Source organism: Enterobacter sp. JBIWA005, from assembly GCF_019968805.1.
Lineage (GTDB): Bacteria > Pseudomonadota > Gammaproteobacteria > Enterobacterales > Enterobacteriaceae > Enterobacter > Enterobacter vonholyi.
Genome location: NZ_CP074159.1, coordinates 4,013,631 through 4,030,948, shown reverse-complemented (window position 1 = coordinate 4,030,948; position 17,318 = coordinate 4,013,631). Strand labels below are relative to the sequence as shown.

Annotated in this window: 15 protein-coding genes; 10 read left to right on the top strand and 5 right to left on the bottom strand. The window is 58.6% G+C overall.

The window, feature by feature from the left end; translation table 11 throughout:
- The first annotated feature begins 338 nt into the window (after positions 1-338).
- Genes KGP22_RS19125 through KGP22_RS19105 form a run of 5 tightly spaced genes read left to right on the top strand, consistent with a single transcriptional unit; the run spans position 339 to position 5,012 of the window.
- Positions 339-1,151 (top strand): ABC transporter ATP-binding protein, encoded by an 813-nt coding sequence (locus KGP22_RS19125; RefSeq protein ID WP_111963345.1) that lies wholly within the window; start codon positions 339-341, stop codon positions 1,149-1,151.
- Complete coding sequence (locus tag KGP22_RS19120; RefSeq protein ID WP_223580515.1) at positions 1,148-2,131, top strand: iron ABC transporter permease; 984 nt, start codon at positions 1,148-1,150, stop codon at positions 2,129-2,131. Before KGP22_RS19125 ends, KGP22_RS19120 begins: the two co-directional genes overlap by 4 nt.
- Positions 2,128-3,168 carry an iron ABC transporter permease gene (locus KGP22_RS19115; RefSeq protein WP_223580514.1) on the top strand — a complete coding sequence of 347 codons (1,041 nt, stop codon included), beginning with the start codon at positions 2,128-2,130 and terminating at the stop codon, positions 3,166-3,168. Before KGP22_RS19120 ends, KGP22_RS19115 begins: the two co-directional genes overlap by 4 nt.
- Positions 3,169-3,177: 9 nt before the next feature.
- Positions 3,178-4,128 carry an iron-siderophore ABC transporter substrate-binding protein gene (locus KGP22_RS19110; RefSeq protein WP_111963281.1) on the top strand — a complete coding sequence of 317 codons (951 nt, stop codon included), beginning with the start codon at positions 3,178-3,180 and terminating at the stop codon, positions 4,126-4,128.
- Complete coding sequence (locus KGP22_RS19105) at positions 4,125-5,012, top strand: MurR/RpiR family transcriptional regulator (RefSeq protein ID WP_111963280.1); 888 nt, start codon at positions 4,125-4,127, stop codon at positions 5,010-5,012. The genes KGP22_RS19110 and KGP22_RS19105 overlap by 4 nt, the downstream gene beginning before the upstream one ends.
- An 88-nt stretch (positions 5,013-5,100) precedes the next feature.
- Here KGP22_RS19105 and KGP22_RS19100 read toward each other — a convergent pair whose 3' ends face one another.
- The 4 genes from KGP22_RS19100 to qseB form a co-directional block, all read right to left on the bottom strand.
- Positions 5,101-5,415, bottom strand: a complete 315-nt coding sequence (locus tag KGP22_RS19100) for a putative quinol monooxygenase (RefSeq protein WP_032664433.1) — start codon at positions 5,413-5,415, stop codon at positions 5,101-5,103.
- Between the two features lie 31 nt (positions 5,416-5,446).
- Complete coding sequence (locus KGP22_RS19095; protein WP_111963279.1) at positions 5,447-6,028, bottom strand: NAD(P)H-dependent oxidoreductase; 582 nt, start codon at positions 6,026-6,028, stop codon at positions 5,447-5,449.
- A 104-nt stretch (positions 6,029-6,132) separates the two neighbouring features.
- Entirely contained in the window at positions 6,133-7,482 is a 1,350-nt protein-coding gene (gene qseC, locus KGP22_RS19090; protein WP_223580513.1) for a quorum sensing histidine kinase QseC, read from the bottom strand.
- On the bottom strand, positions 7,479-8,138 hold the full coding sequence (gene qseB, locus KGP22_RS19085) for a quorum sensing response regulator transcription factor QseB (protein ID WP_023326078.1): 660 nt from the start codon (positions 8,136-8,138) through the stop codon (positions 7,479-7,481). Before qseB ends, qseC begins: the two co-directional genes overlap by 4 nt.
- A 138-nt stretch (positions 8,139-8,276) precedes the next feature.
- On the opposite strand from qseB, the gene KGP22_RS19080 reads away from it, so the two are divergent.
- The 4 genes from KGP22_RS19080 to ftsP all read left to right on the top strand — a co-directional run bounded on the left by KGP22_RS19080 (position 8,277) and on the right by ftsP (position 13,422).
- Positions 8,277-8,672, top strand: coding sequence for a YgiW/YdeI family stress tolerance OB fold protein (locus KGP22_RS19080; protein ID WP_149367625.1), 396 nt, complete (start codon positions 8,277-8,279; stop codon positions 8,670-8,672).
- A 118-nt stretch (positions 8,673-8,790) separates the two neighbouring features.
- Positions 8,791-11,049: a DNA topoisomerase IV subunit A gene (gene parC / locus KGP22_RS19075; RefSeq protein ID WP_111963276.1), complete on the top strand. Its 2,259-nt coding sequence runs from the start codon at positions 8,791-8,793 to the stop codon at positions 11,047-11,049.
- A 164-nt stretch (positions 11,050-11,213) separates the two neighbouring features.
- Positions 11,214-11,951 (top strand): 1-acylglycerol-3-phosphate O-acyltransferase, encoded by a 738-nt coding sequence (gene plsC, locus KGP22_RS19070; RefSeq protein WP_045404006.1) that lies wholly within the window; start codon positions 11,214-11,216, stop codon positions 11,949-11,951.
- A 58-nt stretch (positions 11,952-12,009) separates the two neighbouring features.
- Positions 12,010-13,422 carry a cell division protein FtsP gene (gene ftsP, locus KGP22_RS19065; RefSeq protein ID WP_023309186.1) on the top strand — a complete coding sequence of 471 codons (1,413 nt, stop codon included), beginning with the start codon at positions 12,010-12,012 and terminating at the stop codon, positions 13,420-13,422.
- 30 nt (positions 13,423-13,452) lie between these two features.
- Here the strand turns inward: ftsP and KGP22_RS19060 are convergent, their stop codons facing one another.
- A complete protein-coding gene (locus tag KGP22_RS19060; protein WP_111963275.1) occupies positions 13,453-14,928 on the bottom strand; it encodes a TrkH family potassium uptake protein in 1,476 nt (491 codons plus the stop codon).
- A gap of 200 nt (positions 14,929-15,128) precedes the next feature.
- On the opposite strand from KGP22_RS19060, the gene KGP22_RS19055 reads away from it, so the two are divergent.
- Entirely contained in the window at positions 15,129-17,300 is a 2,172-nt protein-coding gene (locus KGP22_RS19055) for a YgiQ family radical SAM protein (RefSeq protein WP_111963274.1), read from the top strand.
- The last annotated feature ends 18 nt before the right edge of the window (positions 17,301-17,318 follow it).

Here is a 17,318-nt window from a genome sequence, read left to right as displayed (position 1 = left end):
ACTGTGTGAGTCATTGCCCTTTACGGTCTGTCCGTTAGCCGGAAGTGGCATCGGACATGTAATTGAGAATCATTCAATCATGCGTAAATGTAGTAGTAAATGGAAAAAAGAAAAAATCGACTACAGCGTTTAACCGTGCGTACAAGCGCAGCGGGATAATAATTAAGTCATTGAAATAGATGTTTTTACAAGCCGTCCATTTTTCACTTTTACTCAGGCTTACCCCTGGTTTTTCCAGGGTGTTTCTTCGCTTGACTACTACATGGCGCGGCGTCAAACTCTCAAAAGAGAATGAGTTTTATTTTTATTTATTGGTTTTTCATTACGTTGGCGTTCACGTGGCTCACAACACACACAAACCGGGTCTGGTTCTGGAGAACCTCTCAGCGGGCTATCAGAAAAAAATCATCGTTGATGATATCTCCCTTGCGATCCCACAGCAGAAAATGACCGTGCTGGTAGGGGCGAACGGCTGTGGGAAATCCACGCTGCTGAGCACCATTGCGCGTTTGCTCCAGCCGCTTGGCGGCGCGGCAGTTCTCGACGGCAAGGCGATCCACGAGCAGCCCACCAAAGCGGTCGCCCGTCAGCTTGGCATTCTGCCGCAGTCGCCGCTGCTTCCGGAAGGGTTAACCGTTTTTGAACTGGTTTCGCGCGGGCGTTTTCCCTGGCAGAACTTTATGCGTCAGTGGAGCGACGAGGACGAGCTGGCGGTAGAAGAGGCCCTGCGCCTGACCGGCACTGCAGAGTTTGCCCATATGCCGGTGGAAAGCTTATCCGGCGGCCAGCGTCAGCGCTGCTGGATCGCCATGGCGCTGGCGCAGCAAACGCCGTATATCCTGCTTGACGAGCCGACAACATATCTCGATCTCCGCTACCAGGTGGAGATCCTGGAACTGCTGCATGCCCTGACCCGCCAGCACGGGCGTACCGTGGTGGTAGTGCTGCACGATCTCAACTTTGCCGTAAACTACGGCGATTCGCTGGTTTTTTTACGCCAGGGGAAAGTTGAGGGGGTGTTACATGAGGGCGACGTCTGCACGCCGGAACTGATCAAAGCGGTGTTTGACGTGGACGTGCATATGTCCATTAACCCCTTGACCGGAAAGCCGTTCTTTATGCCGTTTCGCCAGAGCCTTGAACAGCCATGATACGCGCTTCTCTGGCCTTCCTGATTTTTATATTGCTGCTGGCACTGGGTGCGATTACGCATCTTGGCATCGGCGCACGCTTTATCGCCCCGCAGACGGTAGTGGAGGCATTCATCCACTTCGACCCGCGCAATTTCGACCATAACGTCATTATCAAATTACGACTGCTGCGCCTCTGCGCCGCGATGGTGACGGGCGCCGCGCTCGGCGTGGCGGGCGTGCTGCTGCAGTCTGTGATCCGCAACCCGCTAGGCGAGCCGCATATTCTGGGGCTCAACGCCGGGGCTGCGCTGGCAGTGGTGAGCGTCAACGCGCTTGGCCTGTCGCTGCCGTTTGGTCGCCCGCTGATCGCCGCCGCCGGTGCCGCCGCGCTGTTTCTGCTGGTGCTGATGTTCTCCTCGTCCGGTCGCACCGGGCTCACGCCGATGAAGGTCACCCTGTGCGGCGTGGCGATGTCGGCGTTTGCCTCGTCGATTACCGCCGCGGTGTTAATCCTGGATGAACAGACGCTGCTCGACCTGCGTACCTGGCTGGCGGGTGATATCGCCGGGGTTAACGCGCAGATGCTCCAGAGCGCCCTGTGGGCTGCAGCCGCTGGTTTTGTTCTTGCTATCGGGCTGTCGCCCTCGCTCAACATGCTGGCGCTGGGCGACAGAATGGCGCAGGGGCTTGGCGTGTCCCTGCTGAAAACCCGCCTGCTCGCCCTGCTGGCCATCGCGCTACTCTGCGGCGCGGCCGTCTCTATCGCCGGGCCGATTGGTTTTATTGGCCTGGTCGTGCCGCAGCTCATTCGCCGTCTGGTGTCAGTCGATTTACGCGTGATGGTGCCGCTGTCGGCCCTGTGCGGCGCGCTGGTTCTGCTGCTGGCGGATATCGCCGCCCGCACGCTGTTTACCCCCTGGGAGCTGGCAACCGGCATCATGACGGCCCTGGTCGGCGCGCCCGTATTCATCTTTATGGCGTCGAGGATGTTCAAATGAACCGGGCCGGATTCCGCGCGATCCGAATTGGCCGTATATCGGCGCTGGTTCGCCCGAAAGTGCTGGCGTACCTGTCGCTTATTGCGCTGGCGGCGTTAAGCCTGCTGGGCTTTGGCCTGACGCACGGTTCTCTGCCTATTCCCACCTCCGCCATCGGGCGCGCGCTGTTTTCTCCTGAGAGCCTGACGGCGGAGACGCGCTACATCGTGATGGATATCCGCCTGCCGCGCCTGCTGATGGCGGTGCTGTGCGGCGCGATGCTCGGCATGGCGGGGGCGGCAATGCAGTCCATCACCCGCAACGGCCTGGCTGACCCCGGGCTTATCGGCGTGAAGGAGGGCTGTAGCGCGGCTGTACTGCTGCTGATTTTTCAATTCCCGGGGCTGGGCTTGGCCTGGCGTCCGCTGGTCGGCATGGCCGGTGGGCTGCTCACCGCGCTGGTAGTTATCGCCCTGGCGCGCGATATCTCGCGCCCGCGGTTCATCCTGATCGGCATCGGCGTGTCATGGACCTTTGCCGCTGCAATGGGCGTCTTTATCACTACTGCCGACGTGCGCGACGTGCAGACGGCGATGCTGTGGCTGGCGGGAAGCCTGCATGCGGCAAACTGGACGCTGGTGGGCCTGGCCGCGCTCTGGGCCGCTCCCGCTTTTGCGCTGCTGCTCTTTACCGCGCGGGCAGCGGACGTGGCGTTGCTCGGCAATCAGGCCGCCGCGGGTCTCGGCGTGCGCATAACGCGGCTGGCGCTGTTGAGGGTTCTCGCCCCGGTGGTGCTGACGGCAGCCAGCGTCTCGTGCGTGGGCAGTATAGGCTTCGTGGGGCTGATTGCTCCGCATATGGCGCGCCTGCTGCTGCGTGGTGGGCAAACGGCGCTCCTGACGGGAAGCGCCGTGCTGGGCGCGCTGCTGGTGCTGCTGGCGGATAACGTCGGACGTCTTGCATTCCTCCCGCTGCAGCTGCCGGCGGGAATTGTCATTTCATTGATTGGCGGACCGTTTTTCCTGCTGCTGCTCTGGCAGCGTCGGGACAGATTTTAGGGGACTATAATGCGCGTACTATTTTCGATGCTGTTACTGGTGGGGTTCGCGGTAAGCGCGGCGGAGCCAACGCAGGTATTTACCGACGATTTGGGACGCAAGGTCGTTGTGCCGGTTCATCCGAAGCGGATTGTTTCATTACACGATCTGGATATCACCATTCCGCTGATTGAGCTTGGCGTGCCGCCGGTGGCGAGCCATGGCCGCACGCGGCCGGACGGTAGCCACTTTCTGCGCTCCAGCGGCATGTTGACCGGCGTCGACTTCGATAATTCCGACATTAAATTTATCGGCACGGCCGATATCGACATTGAAGCCATCGCCGCCGCAAAGCCTGACCTCATTATTACCGAGCCGACCCGCAACACCCCGGTGGAACAGCTGGCGAAAATTGCCCCGACGGTGAGCATCGATCATCTCGACGGCGGCGCGCCGGAGATCTACCGCAAGCTGGCTCAGCTGACGGGAACGCAGGCGCGACTCAAGGTTCTGGAGCGGCGCTATCAGGAGCAGATTAAGGCGCTGAAGTCGACTATTGATACCAGCAAGGTGACCGTGTCTGTGATTCAGGCGAATCAGGGGAAGATTAACGCCATGCACAGCTACCACTCGCTGGGCCGCGTGCTGCGCGACGCAGGATTCAAGTTCCCGCCGCTGATTGAGTCCATCCCGGAAGGGGGACGGATTGACGTCAGCGCCGAGCGCCTGCCGGAGCTGGATGCCGATTTCGTCTTCGCCACCTGGCGCGGGGATACGGGCGGTAAACCGCAGGACGAGCTGGCGGCGATGGATGCGGTCATGCCGGGCTGGTGTCAGTTCCTCAATGCCTGCCGAACCGGGCATTACGTGCTGATCTCGCGTGAAGAGGCGATCTCGAATTCGTTCGCGTCTTTAGGGCTGATGGTCGCGCAGGTACAGTCTCAGATTGCCGGGCGTCCGCTGCCGGAGGCATCACGGTGATCCGCAAAGAGAAAGGGCGCGTGGATGTCTATGGCGACCGTTTTCGCGCGCGGGCGCATCAGCTGACGCCGCGTCTGCTGCAGGTTGCACGCTATATTCATGACAATCGCGAAGCGGTGATGGAACAGACCGCCATGGAGATTGCTGCGGAACTGAAAACCTCGGATGCCACGGTGGTCCGCGCCATCCAGGCGCTGGGTTTCGCCGGGCTGCGCGATCTCAAGCAAACGCTTGAGCAGTGGTTTGGTCCGGTGGTCACCTCCAGCGAAAAGATGTCCACTACGGTGAACACGCTTGCCAGCGACGTCAACGCGAGCATTGATTTCGTTCTGGAGGGGCATCAACACACCTGCGAGGTGTTGTCCGAGCCGCACAACCGCTACGCGATGGCCCAGGCGGTCTCTCTGCTGGCGCAGGCGAGGCAGGTCGCCATATTTGGCATTGGCGCCTCCGGCATTCTGGCCGAGTATACCGCCAGGCTGTTCAGCCGCATGGGGTTACCCGCCACGCCGCTTAACCGTACCGGAATAGGGCTTGCCGAGCAGCTGATTGCGCTTCAGCGCGGCGACGTGCTTGTGATGATGGCGCAGAAGTCCGCGCACCGGGAGGGGCAAACCACCCTGCGTGAAGCAAAACGTCTGGGCATTCCAACGATACTGCTGACCAACGCCCTTGATTCGCGCTTCAGCAAGGAGGCCAGCGTGGTGATCCACGTTCCGCGCGGCGGCGAAAAGGGCAAAATCCCGCTCCACGGCACGGTGCTGCTGTGTCTGGAGATGATTATTTTATCCGTAGCCTCCACCGAGCCGCAGCGCACTATCAAGTCGATGAAGCGCATCAACGAGCTACATCGCGGGTTAAAACCGGGGAAGAAAAGCAGCTAAAAACAACAAAGCCCGGTTGCGCTGACGCTCACCGGGCCTGGACCTGTTCTCCCTCTCCCGTCAGGAGAGGGCTGGGGTGAGGGAAAACTTAAACCCCTTGCTCCAGAATGCGGATGTGGGTTTCCAGCACGTCACCCTTCACCGCGTCACTCCACGCTTTCATGTGCGTGGTCTGCAGGTGTGCTTCGAGGTGCGCGACGGTTTCCCACTGCTCAACCATGATGATCGAGTCCGGTGCGGTCGCCTGGAAGCTGGCGTCAGTGGCGGCATCCACCATCGGCGCGTAGCCGTGGCAGCCTTCTTCTTTCAGTACGGTCGGGATAATTTTCGCGAACTGATCCAGCACCGCCTGACGGTGATGTTGACCTGGACGAGTACGGATTTCTGCGATAACGGTAAGCATGTTTACTACTCCTTTAATTCCAGGCTACCAGTTAAGCAAAAATTTCCGCGAGATGCTTGCGATATTCTGCGATATAGCTCGGGACATCAGGCATTTTAATCACGTCGTTGACGATAAACGTCGGCAGAGGATCCATGCCCAGGAACTGGTTAGCCTTGTGGAACGGCAGGTACGCGCCGTCAACGCCCACGCCTTCGAAGAACTGATCTTTCTCGGTGAAGGCTTCCAGCGGGGCGTTCCAGGTCAGAGAGAGCATATATTTTTTGCCCTGAATCATACCGCCTGACCCGTATTTTTTGGACGCGTCAGAGCGGGTGCGGCCATCGCTGGCATACAGTGAGCCATGACCTTCGGTGAACACATCGTCCATGTATTTTTTTACGGTCCACGGCGCGCCCATCCACCAGCCTGGCATCTGCCAGATCACCACGTCAGCCCACAGGAAGTTCTGTACTTCGGCCTTCACGTCGTAGTTGCTGTCCGCGCGTACGACCTTAACATCATGCCCGGCGTCGCGCAGGAAACCGTCCGCGACCTCGGTCAGGGTGTCATTCAGCTGGCCTTTAGAGTGCGCAAATTCTTTTGCACCGTTGATAATCAGGATGTTGCTCATTATTTGTCCTCGACGATGAAAGTATGGCGAGTATTCTACGCGCGAGGACGGAGCGGAAAAATGAGCAAAATGTGCAAAGTCTTTTGCATTAAACGCAATAATTTCTACCAGCTGACCTTCACTTCAAAACCGCCTTCAGGCGCATTGCTCAACGAGACGCGCATACCGTGCAGCGCGGCGATGCGTTTTACGATGGATAACCCCAGCCCGCTGCCCGTGGCATCCTGACCCGGCGGACGATAAAAGCGCTCGCCGATGCGCGCCAGCGCGTCAGGTGAAATGCCTGGGCCGTTGTCGCGCACGGTAAAACTACGCGCGTCCAGGGTGACATCCACCACGCTGCCGCGCGGGCTGTAGCGGATGGCGTTGTCCAGCAGGTTGCGCACCAGCAGGCTTAGCAGCAGTGGCTGTCCCTGACGTTTGATCTGCGGGGCGCGGTTGTTGAGGCGAATATCAATCCCTGCCTGCTGCGCCGGATGCCAGATATCCAGCACCGCCGACTGAAGTAAATCGGCAAGCGTTATCGGTTCGACGTCGTCAAGATTATCCAGCGAGTCCAGACGCGACAGCGTGAGGAGCTGGTCCACCAGCCGGGAAGCGCGGTCGATGCCCGCATGCAGCTGCACCAGCGCTTTTTCCCTCGCCTGCGGATCGTCCTGCGAGAGCTGCGCCACGTCAGTTTGCACCTTCAGGGCCGCCAGCGGGCTGCGCAGCTCGTGGGCGGCGTCGGACGTAAAGCGGCGCTCGCGGGTCATCATTTCCTGGGTACGCGCGAAGAGATGATTCAGCGAATCAAGCAGGGGGCGCACTTCCGTAGGGACGCCCTCCGTCGGCAGTTTATCGGTAGCATCCGGCGAGCGGGAGCGCAGGGTCTGCGCCAGCTTTTTCAGCGGCTTTAGCTCCCGGCTCAGGAGCAGAACCAGCAACAGCAACATCACGGGCAGCGCCACCAGCCAGGGCGTGAGCTGCGAGCTGACCACGTCCAGCGCCATCTCCTGGCGGTACTCCCACTCCTGGCCGACCACCACGCGGTATTTCCCGTCGGGTGAGGTCAGCCACAGGAAACGCCATTCGTCGTTGTCGTCCTGGAGCTGCCCGTTAGCAAACCCGTCGCGGCGATAGTGGTACGGAATATCGCGCCCGTTCTCGCCATCGTTCAGCAGCATTTTGCCGTCGACGGCGTAAATGGCGAAAGCCAGCGCGTCGTCATCGAGACGGCCATGCTTCACTTTTTTCGGGATCTCGCGCATCCGTTCGGGGGCGCGGATCTCGTCAAGATCCATCGTCAGCAGCCGTTTGGCAAACAGCATCTGCTGCGTGTCGAAGAGCTTATCCAGCTTGTGGGTGGTCTGCTGCCAGGCCACCAGGCTGGCGGCAAACCATGCCGTCAGGGAGAGCGCTAAAAAGAGGAGCGTCAGGCGCAGCTTCAGGCTCAGGCGTTGCGTCAGCTTCATGCGTCACCCAGGGTATAGCCGATGCCGTGCACGGTGCGGATAAACTCGCTGCCAAGCTTGCGGCGCAGGTGATGAACGTGGACTTCTACCGCGTTGCTGGAGACGTCGTCATCCCAGGTATACAGTTTTTCCTCAATCGTCTTACGAGGGAGCACGCGGCCTGCATTGCGCATCAGCAGTTCCAGCAGCGCAAACTCTTTCGGCTTCAGCGTCAGCGGTTCACCGTCCAGCGTGGCGACGAGACGGGTCGGATCGAGCGTGACCTTGCCGTGGCGTAGCTCGCTATGCGTCTGGCCGTGACTGCGGCGGACCAGCGCCTCGAGGCGGGCGCCGACTTCAATCAGCGCGAACGGCTTGCAGAGATAATCATCCGCGCCAAGACGCAGCCCTTCCACGCGCTGGTTGAGCGCATCCCGCGCGGTCAGGATCAATACCGGCTCGCTGCGCCCGCTTTCGCGCCACGCGCGCAGGATGTCCAGACCGTCGATTTCCGGCAGCGTCAGATCCAGCACCACGGCATCATAGGGCGCAGAAGCAAGCGCGGCCTGACCGGTTTTACCGTCGGTAAACCAGTCCACGCTAAAGCCCATTTTGCTTAAACCCGCCCTGATACCGTCGCCGATTAACGTGTCGTCTTCTACCAGTAAAATGCGCATGTTCCCTCCTTGATGCCGTCAGTAAACCCTCTGTAAGCGCCTGCTGTACAGCAATAATAAATAAATTTTTCCCTTAAGAAGTTGTTAAGGATTACCCTGTTTAATGGACTGCGAAACCAGATTAAAGGGAGAGTTAATATGAAAAAATTCGCTGCTATTGCCGCCATCATGATGATGACCACTGCCCCCGTTTTTGCCGCGCAGGGCGGATTTAACGGCCCGTCGGCCACGCAAACCCAGACCCAGACGGGAGGTTTTGTTGATAACGACGCTAACCTCACCACTGCGGTGAAGGTAAAAGAGATGAAGGACGATAGCTGGGTGAAGCTGCGCGGGAACATTACCCAGCGCCTGTCCGATGACCGCTACACCTTCCGCGATGAGACCGGCACGCTCAATGTGGAGATTGACCACAAGCGCTGGAACGGCGTGACCGTCACCCCTCAGGATAAAGTGGAAATCCAGGGCAAGGTCGATAAAGAGTGGAACGATTTTGAAATCGACGTGAAGCAGGTCATTAAGCTGAACAAATAACCCGGAAAGGGCCGCATAAGCGGCCCTTTTTCTTTGTGACTCAACTCGTCAGATAGGGTAGTATCTGCGACAATATTGCCTGAAACCCTTCGGTTTCTGAGTTGAGGAATCACACGTAATGAGCGATATGGCAGAGCGCCTCGCGCTACATGAATTCACGGAAAACGCCTATCTGAACTATTCCATGTACGTCATCATGGACAGGGCGTTGCCGTTTATCGGGGATGGCCTGAAGCCCGTTCAGCGCCGCATCGTGTATGCGATGTCCGAACTGGGGCTGAACGCCACCGCCAAGTTCAAGAAATCCGCCCGTACCGTCGGTGACGTGCTGGGTAAATACCATCCGCACGGCGACAGCGCCTGCTATGAAGCGATGGTGCTGATGGCTCAGCCGTTCTCTTACCGCTACCCGCTGGTGGATGGTCAGGGGAACTGGGGGGCGCCGGACGATCCAAAATCCTTCGCGGCAATGCGTTATACCGAATCCCGTCTCTCTAAATATGCCGAAGTGCTGCTGGGCGAGCTGGGTCAGGGAACCGTCGACTGGGTGCCAAATTTCGACGGTACGATGCAGGAGCCTAAGATGCTGCCTGCGCGTCTGCCGAACATCCTGCTGAACGGTACCACCGGTATTGCGGTCGGTATGGCGACGGATATTCCGCCGCACAACCTGCGTGAAGTGGCGAAAGCCGCCATCACCCTGATCGAGCAGCCGAAAGCCTCGCTCGACGATCTGCTGGATATCGTGCAGGGGCCAGATTTCCCAACCGAAGCCGAAATCATCACCTCGCGCGCGGAAATCCGCAAAATCTACCAGAACGGGCGCGGCTCTGTGCGCATGCGCGCGGTGTGGAATAAAGAGGACGGCGCCGTGGTGATCACCGCGCTGCCGCATCAGGTTTCCGGCGCCAAAGTGCTGGAGCAGATCGCCTCCCAGATGCGCAATAAAAAGCTGCCGATGGTCGACGACCTGCGCGATGAATCGGACCACGAGAACCCGACCCGTCTGGTGATCGTGCCGCGCTCCAACCGCGTGGACATGGAGCAGGTGATGAACCACCTGTTTGCCACCACCGATCTGGAAAAAAGCTACCGCATCAACCTGAACATGATCGGCCTCGACGGACGCCCGGCGGTGAAAAACCTGCTGGAGATCCTCACCGAATGGCTGACGTTCCGCCGCGATACGGTACGCCGTCGTCTGAACCATCGTCTGGAGAAAGTGCTTAAGCGCCTGCATATCCTTGAAGGTTTGCTGGTGGCGTTCCTCAATATCGACGAGGTGATTGAGATCATCCGCACCGAGGACGAGCCGAAGCCCGCCCTGATGTCGCGCTTTGGCATCAGCGAAACCCAGGCCGAAGCGATCCTCGAGCTGAAGCTGCGCCATCTCGCCAAACTGGAAGAGATGAAGATCCGCGGCGAGCAGAACGAGCTGGAAAAAGAGCGCGATCAGCTGCAGGCGATCCTCGCGTCCGAACGCAAGATGAATAACCTGCTGAAAAAAGAGCTGCAGGCCGATGCCGATGCCTTCGGTGACGACCGTCGTTCTCCGCTGCACGAGCGCGAAGAAGCGAAGGCGATGAACGAGCACGACATGCAGCCGTCCGAGCCTGTGACCATTGTCCTGTCGCAGAGCGGCTGGGTACGCAGCGCCAAAGGCCACGATATCGACGCGCCGGGGCTCAGCTATAAAGCGGGCGACAGCTTCAAAGCGGCGGTGAAAGGCAAGAGCAACCAGCCGGTGGCGTTTATCGACTCCACCGGTCGCAGCTACGCCATTGACCCGATCACGCTGCCTTCCGCGCGCGGGCAGGGCGAGCCGCTCACCGGCAAGCTGACGCTGCCGCCGGGCGCGACGGTTGACCATATGCTGATGGAAGCCGATGACCAGAAGCTGCTGCTGGCGTCCGATGCGGGCTACGGCTTTATCTGTACCTTCAACGATCTGGTCTCCCGCAATCGTGCCGGTAAGGCGCTGATTAGCCTGCCGGACAACGCTCACGTGATGGCACCGCTGGTGATTGAGAACGAAAGCGACATGCTGCTGGCGATCACTACCGCCGGACGTATGCTGATGTTCCCGGTCAGCGATCTGCCGGAGCTGTCAAAAGGCAAGGGCAACAAGATCATCAACATCCCGTCGGCGGAGGCCGCGAAAGGCGAAGATGGCCTGGCGCACCTCTTCCTTCTGCCGCCGCAGAGCACGCTGACCATTCACGTCGGCAAGCGCAAAATCAAGCTTCGTCCGGAAGAGCTGCAGAAGGTGGTGGGTGAGCGCGGTCGCCGCGGCTCGCTGATGCGCGGTCTGCAGCGTATCGATCGCGTGGAGATTGACTCTCCTGCACGCAGCGCTGCGGGCGACAGCGAAGAGTAATGTCGTGATATCCCCCCTCTGTCCGGAGGGGGAATTTCAATAAAATTTCCCGTAAAATCGTTGTTAATTCGTGCGTTGCGATTAACAATACGCGCTCGTAATAAAGTCCTTACCTGGCCACAGGTGAAGTATAATTGTCAGCTGTTGGGGCTTCAGAGGTCGCTATGCTATATATTGTTCGTCTTATTCTTACCGTCATCTACTGTATTCTGGTCTGTATTTTCGGCTCTATTTATTGCCTGTTCAGCCCGCGTAATCCGAAGCATGTCGCCACCTTTGGCCATATGTTCGGGCGCCTTGCTCCGCTGTTTGGCCTGAAGGTTGAAAAACGTCTGCCGGAAGGGGCGGAGAATTTCGGTAACGCCATCTATATTGCCAACCATCAGAACAACTACGATATGGTGACGGCCTCTAATATCGTGCTTCCACCGACCGTGACGGTGGGCAAAAAAAGCCTGCTGTGGATCCCGTTTTTTGGTCAGCTGTACTGGCTTACCGGTAACCTGCTGATTGACCGTAATAACCGTGCAAAAGCGCACAGCACCATTGCGGAAGTAGTGAATCATTTTAAAAAGCGCAAAATCTCAATCTGGATGTTCCCGGAAGGAACGCGCAGCCGCGGTCGCGGCCTGCTGCCGTTTAAAACCGGTGCGTTTCATGCTGCAATTGCGGCAGGTGTTCCAATTATTCCCGTGTGCGTTTCCAATACTTCGAATAAGATTAATCTTAACCGCCTGAATAATGGGCTGGTGATTGTCGAAATGCTGCCACCTGTCGATACCAGCAAATACGGTAAAGATCAGGTGCGTGAATTGGCAGCACACTGCCGTGAGCTAATGGCTCAGCATATTGCGCAGCTCGACAAAGAAGTCGCAGAGAGAGAAGCCGCCGGTAAGATTTAACCCGGCGTTGAAGGGAAAACGAATTCCCGCGTTGTTAGTCGTTTCAGATGGAGCTTATATGTCACTCAGTCGGCGTCAGTTTATTCAGGCTTCAGGGATCGCCCTTTGTGCGGGTGCGATGCCGCTGACAGCCAGCGCCGCCGGGCAGCAACAGCCGCTGCCTATACCGCCATTAATTGAATCCCGTCGCGGTCAGCCGCTTTTCCTGACGCTGCAGCGTAGCCACTGGTCCTTTACCCAGGGGACGCGTGCGCCCGTCTGGGGCATTAACGGACGTTACCTCGGGCCGACCATACGCGTGTGGAATGGCGATGACGTAAAGCTCATCTACAGTAACCGCACCCCTGAAAATGTCGCTATGACCATCAGCGGTCTGCAGGTGCCTGGCCCGCTGATTGGCGGCGCGGCGCGAATGATGTCACCCAGCGCCGACTGGGCGCCCGTTCTGCCGATTCGCCAGAGCGCGGCAACCCTGTGGTATCACGCCAACACGCCTAACCGCACGGCGCAGCAGGTCTATAACGGCCTGGCCGGCATGTGGCTTGTGGAAGATGAAGTCAGCAAATCTCTGCCGATCCCGAATCACTACGGCGTGGATGACTTCCCGATTATCATCCAGGACAAACGTCTGGATAACTTCGGCACGCCTGAATACAGCGAGCCGGGCAGCGGTGGCTTCGTCGGTGATACGCTGCTGGTCAACGGTGCGCAAAGCCCGTATGTCGAAGTTTCTCGCGGCTGGGTGCGCCTGCGCCTGCTCAACGCGTCCAACTCGCGCCGCTATCAGCTGCAAATGAGCGATGGTCGTCCGCTGCACGTGATCTCCGGCGATCAGGGCTTTTTACCGGCGCCGGTGTCCGTCAAACAGCTTGCGCTCTCGCCGGGCGAACGTCGCGAAGTTCTCATTGATATGACCAATGGGGATGAAGTGTCTGTCACCTGCGGTGAAGCGGCCAGCATTGTCGACCGTATTCGCGGGTTCTTTGAACCGTCGAGCATTCTGGTCTCGACCCTGGTGCTGACCCTGCGTCCAACCGGTCTGCTGCCGCTGGTGACCGATAGCCTGCCCATGCGCCTGCTGCCGCAGGAGATCATGAGCGGCTCGCCGGTGCGCAGCCGTGATATCAGCCTCGGCGACGACCCGGGCATCAACGGCGCGCTATGGGACGTCAACCGCATCGACATTACCGCGCAGCAGGGTACCTGGGAGCGCTGGACGGTGCGTTCAGATATGCCGCAGTCGTTCCATATTGAAGGGGTGGCATTCCTGATCCGCAACGTCAACGGCGCCATGCCGTTCCCGGAAGACCGCGGCTGGAAAGATACCGTCTGGGTGGACGGCCAGGTTGAGCTGCTTGTCTACTACGGTCAGCCTTCGTGGCCGCATTTCCCGTTCCTGTTCCACAGCCAGACGCTGGAGATGATGGACAGGGGCTCCGTAGGGCAGATGCTGATCAATCCTGCCCCATAATCCTGACATTCCCGGTTCGCCGGGAATGTTTTATGCCCGCCAGAAAAAGCGCGAGAACAGTATCAGCACCGGATAAATTTCCAGACGCCCTAAGATCATCGCCGCGCACATCAGCAGTTTTGCCCCCTCTGTTAACGTGCCGAACGTCGACGCCGTCTCGCCAAACCCCAGCCCCATGTTGTTGATGCAGGCGGCAACCGTTGCGAATGACGTAAACAGGTCGTAGCCCATCAGATTGAGCGACCAGACAAAAAAGCCCGTAATCATCACGTAGAGAAAAAAGAAGCTCCAGACCGAGCGCAGGACGCGTTCATTCACCACGCTTTTGCCCACCTTAATGCTCAGCAGCGCTCTCGGATGCGCCAGCTGGTTCATCTCCTGAATACTCTGCTTGAACATAATGAGAAAACGCAGCGCTTTGATCCCGCCGCAGGTCGAGCCTACGCAGCCGCCAAAAAAGCTGGCGCTCAACAGCAGGAAGATGGTATGTGCTGGCCACTGGGCATAGTCGGCTGTCGAAAGGCCGTTATCGGTCATCATCGAACTGGCAAGGAAGAAGGCATGCACCAGGCTATCAGTGGCGTTGTACATCCCGGCATGCCAGACCTGCCAGGCGGTGATGACGATAATCACCGCGGCGGCGCTCAGAAAGAATTTAACCTCCGGGCTGCGGCGAATCGGTTTCAGGGTGCGTCTGACAATGGCGACGTACCAGAGGGTGAAGTTAAACGCGGAGAGCAGTGAAAACGCCCCGGCGACCAGCTCAATCGCGTGGCTGTCATAAAACCCAATGCTCTCGCTGCGGGTGGAGAAACCGCCCAGTGACACGGTCGACAGCCCGTGACAGAGGGCGTCAAAAAAAGACATTCCCGCCAGCCAGTAGGCCAGGGTGCAGGCCACCCCCAGCGCGAAGTAGGTCACCCACAGCGTGCGCGCGGTATCGGCAAGGCGGGGCGTCAGGCGCTCCTCCTTGAACGGTCCCGGCATCTCTGACTGATAGAGCTTCATGCCACCGATGCCCAGCAGCGGCAGGACCGCGACGGCCAGCACGATGACGCCTAACCCGCCAATGAAATTCAGCTGAGCGCGGTAATAAAGGTACGATTTAGGCAGGGCGCTGACGTCCCCGATCACCGTTGCCCCGGTGGTGGTGATCCCGGAAACTCCTTCAAAGAGCGAGTCGGCAAAAGAGAGCTGTAGCCCGTCATCCATCCAGAGCGGCATGGCGCTAATCAATGAAAACAGCAGCCAGAACAGCACGATGATCACGAAACCGTCGCGGGTGCGCAGCTGTATGCCCGCGTGACGGGTTGCCCGCCAGGTTAGCCCTCCGAGAGTAAAAAAGGTTAAAAAGGTGGTCAGAAAGGCAAAGTAGGTCCGCTCTTTATTCAGCAGGGCGATAACCATCGGCGGCAGCATAGAAAGGCTGTACAGCAGAACCAGAAAACCGCAGAGGTGAAGGACAACCCGCAGTTGGGAGACATGTAACGAATCGTTGGGCTTCACAACTGAGCTCCGCATAAACACGCATTACCGGGGCAAATCACCGGAAAATATAGTGAATATTATGATCCAAAATTATCAGGGTGCTGTATTTTAACGAGTTGCGTGAATATCTGCCTGCTTCCTGCATCCTTTTCTTCAAATCCGGCGGATGAACAGCGTATAATCCCGCTCCTTTTGTTTATTTTTTCTTCGGAAGCATTATGAGCGCAATTTCCCTGATCCAGCCGGATCGTGACCTCTTCTCCTGGCCCCAGTACTGGGCGGCCTGCTTTGGACCGGCGCCATTCCTGCCGATGTCCCGGGAAGAGATGGACCAACTGGGCTGGGACAGCTGCGACATCATTCTGGTCACGGGCGATGCCTACGTTGACCACCCGAGCTTCGGCATGGCCATCTGTGGACGTATGCTTGAGGCGCAGGGCTTCCGCGTGGGGATCATCTCCCAGCCTGACTGGAACAGCAAAGACGACTTTATGCGTCTGGGTAAACCGAACCTGTTCTTCGGCGTGACTGCAGGCAACATGGACTCGATGATCAACCGCTATACCGCCGACCGTAAGCTTCGTCATGACGACGCCTACACGCCGGATAACGTGGCGGGTAAACGCCCGGACCGCGCAACCCTCGTCTATACCCAGCGCTGCAAAGAAGCCTGGAAAGACGTGCCGGTGATCCTGGGCGGCATCGAGGCGAGCCTGCGCCGTACCGCGCACTACGATTACTGGTCTGATACCGTGCGCCGCTCGGTGCTGGTGGATTCCAAAGCCGACATGCTGATTTACGGAAACGGCGAGCGTCCGCTGGTGGAAGTGGCGCACCGTCTGTCGCAGGGCGAGCCGGTGAGCAGCATCCGCGACGTGCGCAATACCGCCATCATGGTGAAAGAGGCGCTGCCGGGCTGGCGCGGAGTGGATTCCCGCATCATTGATATGCCGGGTAAAATCGACCCGATCCCACATCCGTACGGCGACGATCTGCCGTGTGCCGATAACAAGCCGGTTGAGCCGAAAAAAGCGGAAGCGAAGGCTATCGTCGTGCAGCCTCCGCGCCCGAAGCCGTGGGAAAAGACCTACGTGCTGCTGCCCTCCTATGAGAAGGTGAAAGCCGACAAGGTGCTCTACGCGCACGCGTCCCGTATTTTGCACCATGAGACCAACCCTGGCTGCGCCCGCGCGTTGATGCAGAAGCACGGCGAGCGCTTTATCTGGATCAACCCGCCGGCGATCCCGCTTTCCACCGAAGAGATGGACAGCGTCTTTGCGCTGCCGTACAAGCGCGTGCCGCACCCTGCTTACGGCAACGCCCGTATCCCGGCGTATGAGATGATTCGCTTCTCGATCAACATCATGCGCGGCTGCTTCGGCGGCTGTTCTTTCTGCTCGATTACCGAGCACGAAGGGCGCATTATTCAGAGCCGCTCTGAAGATTCGATCATCAATGAGATCGAAGCGATTCGCGACTCGGTACCTGGATTTACCGGCGTGATTTCCGACCTCGGCGGTCCAACCGCGAACATGTACATGCTGCGCTGCAAGTCGCCGCGCGCAGAGCAAACCTGTCGTCGCCTCTCCTGCGTCTATCCAAGCATTTGCGAGCACATGGACACTAACCATGAGCCGACGATCAACCTCTACCGCCGCGCGCGTGACCTGAAAGGCATCAAGAAGATCCTGATAGCCTCCGGGGTACGTTACGACATCGCCGTGGAAGATCCGCGCTACATCAAAGAGCTGGCGACGCACCACGTCGGTGGCTATCTGAAGATTGCGCCGGAGCACACCGAAGAAGGCCCGCTGTCGAAGATGATGAAGCCGGGCATGGGTAGCTACGATCGCTTTAAAGAGCTGTTCGACACCTACTCGAAGCAGGCGGGTAAAGAGCAGTATCTGATCCCGTACTTCATCTCTGCGCACCCGGGCACGCGTGATGAGGACATGGTGAACCTGGCGTTGTGGCTGAAGCAGCGCCGCTTCCGCCTGGATCAGGTGCAGAACTTCTATCCGTCACCGCTCGCCAACTCGACGACCATGTATTACACCGGCAAGAACCCGCTGAGTAAGATTGGCTACAAGAGTGAAGAGGTGGTGGTGCCTAAAGGGGATAAACAGCGTCGTCTGCACAAGGCACTGCTGCGTTACCACGATCCGAAAAACTGGCCGCTGATCCGCCAGGCGCTGGAAGAGATGGGTAAAAAACACCTGATCGGCTCGCGCCGCGACTGTCTGGTACCGGCCCCGACGCTGGATGAGATGCGCGAAGCGCGTCGCCAGAACCGCAATACGCGCCCGGCGCTGACCAAGCACACGCCGATTGTGCATCAGCGTTCGAATGGTAATTCGAGTGTGAAGAAGCCCGTGAAGCGCAAAGCGTAAATAAAAAACCCCGGCAAG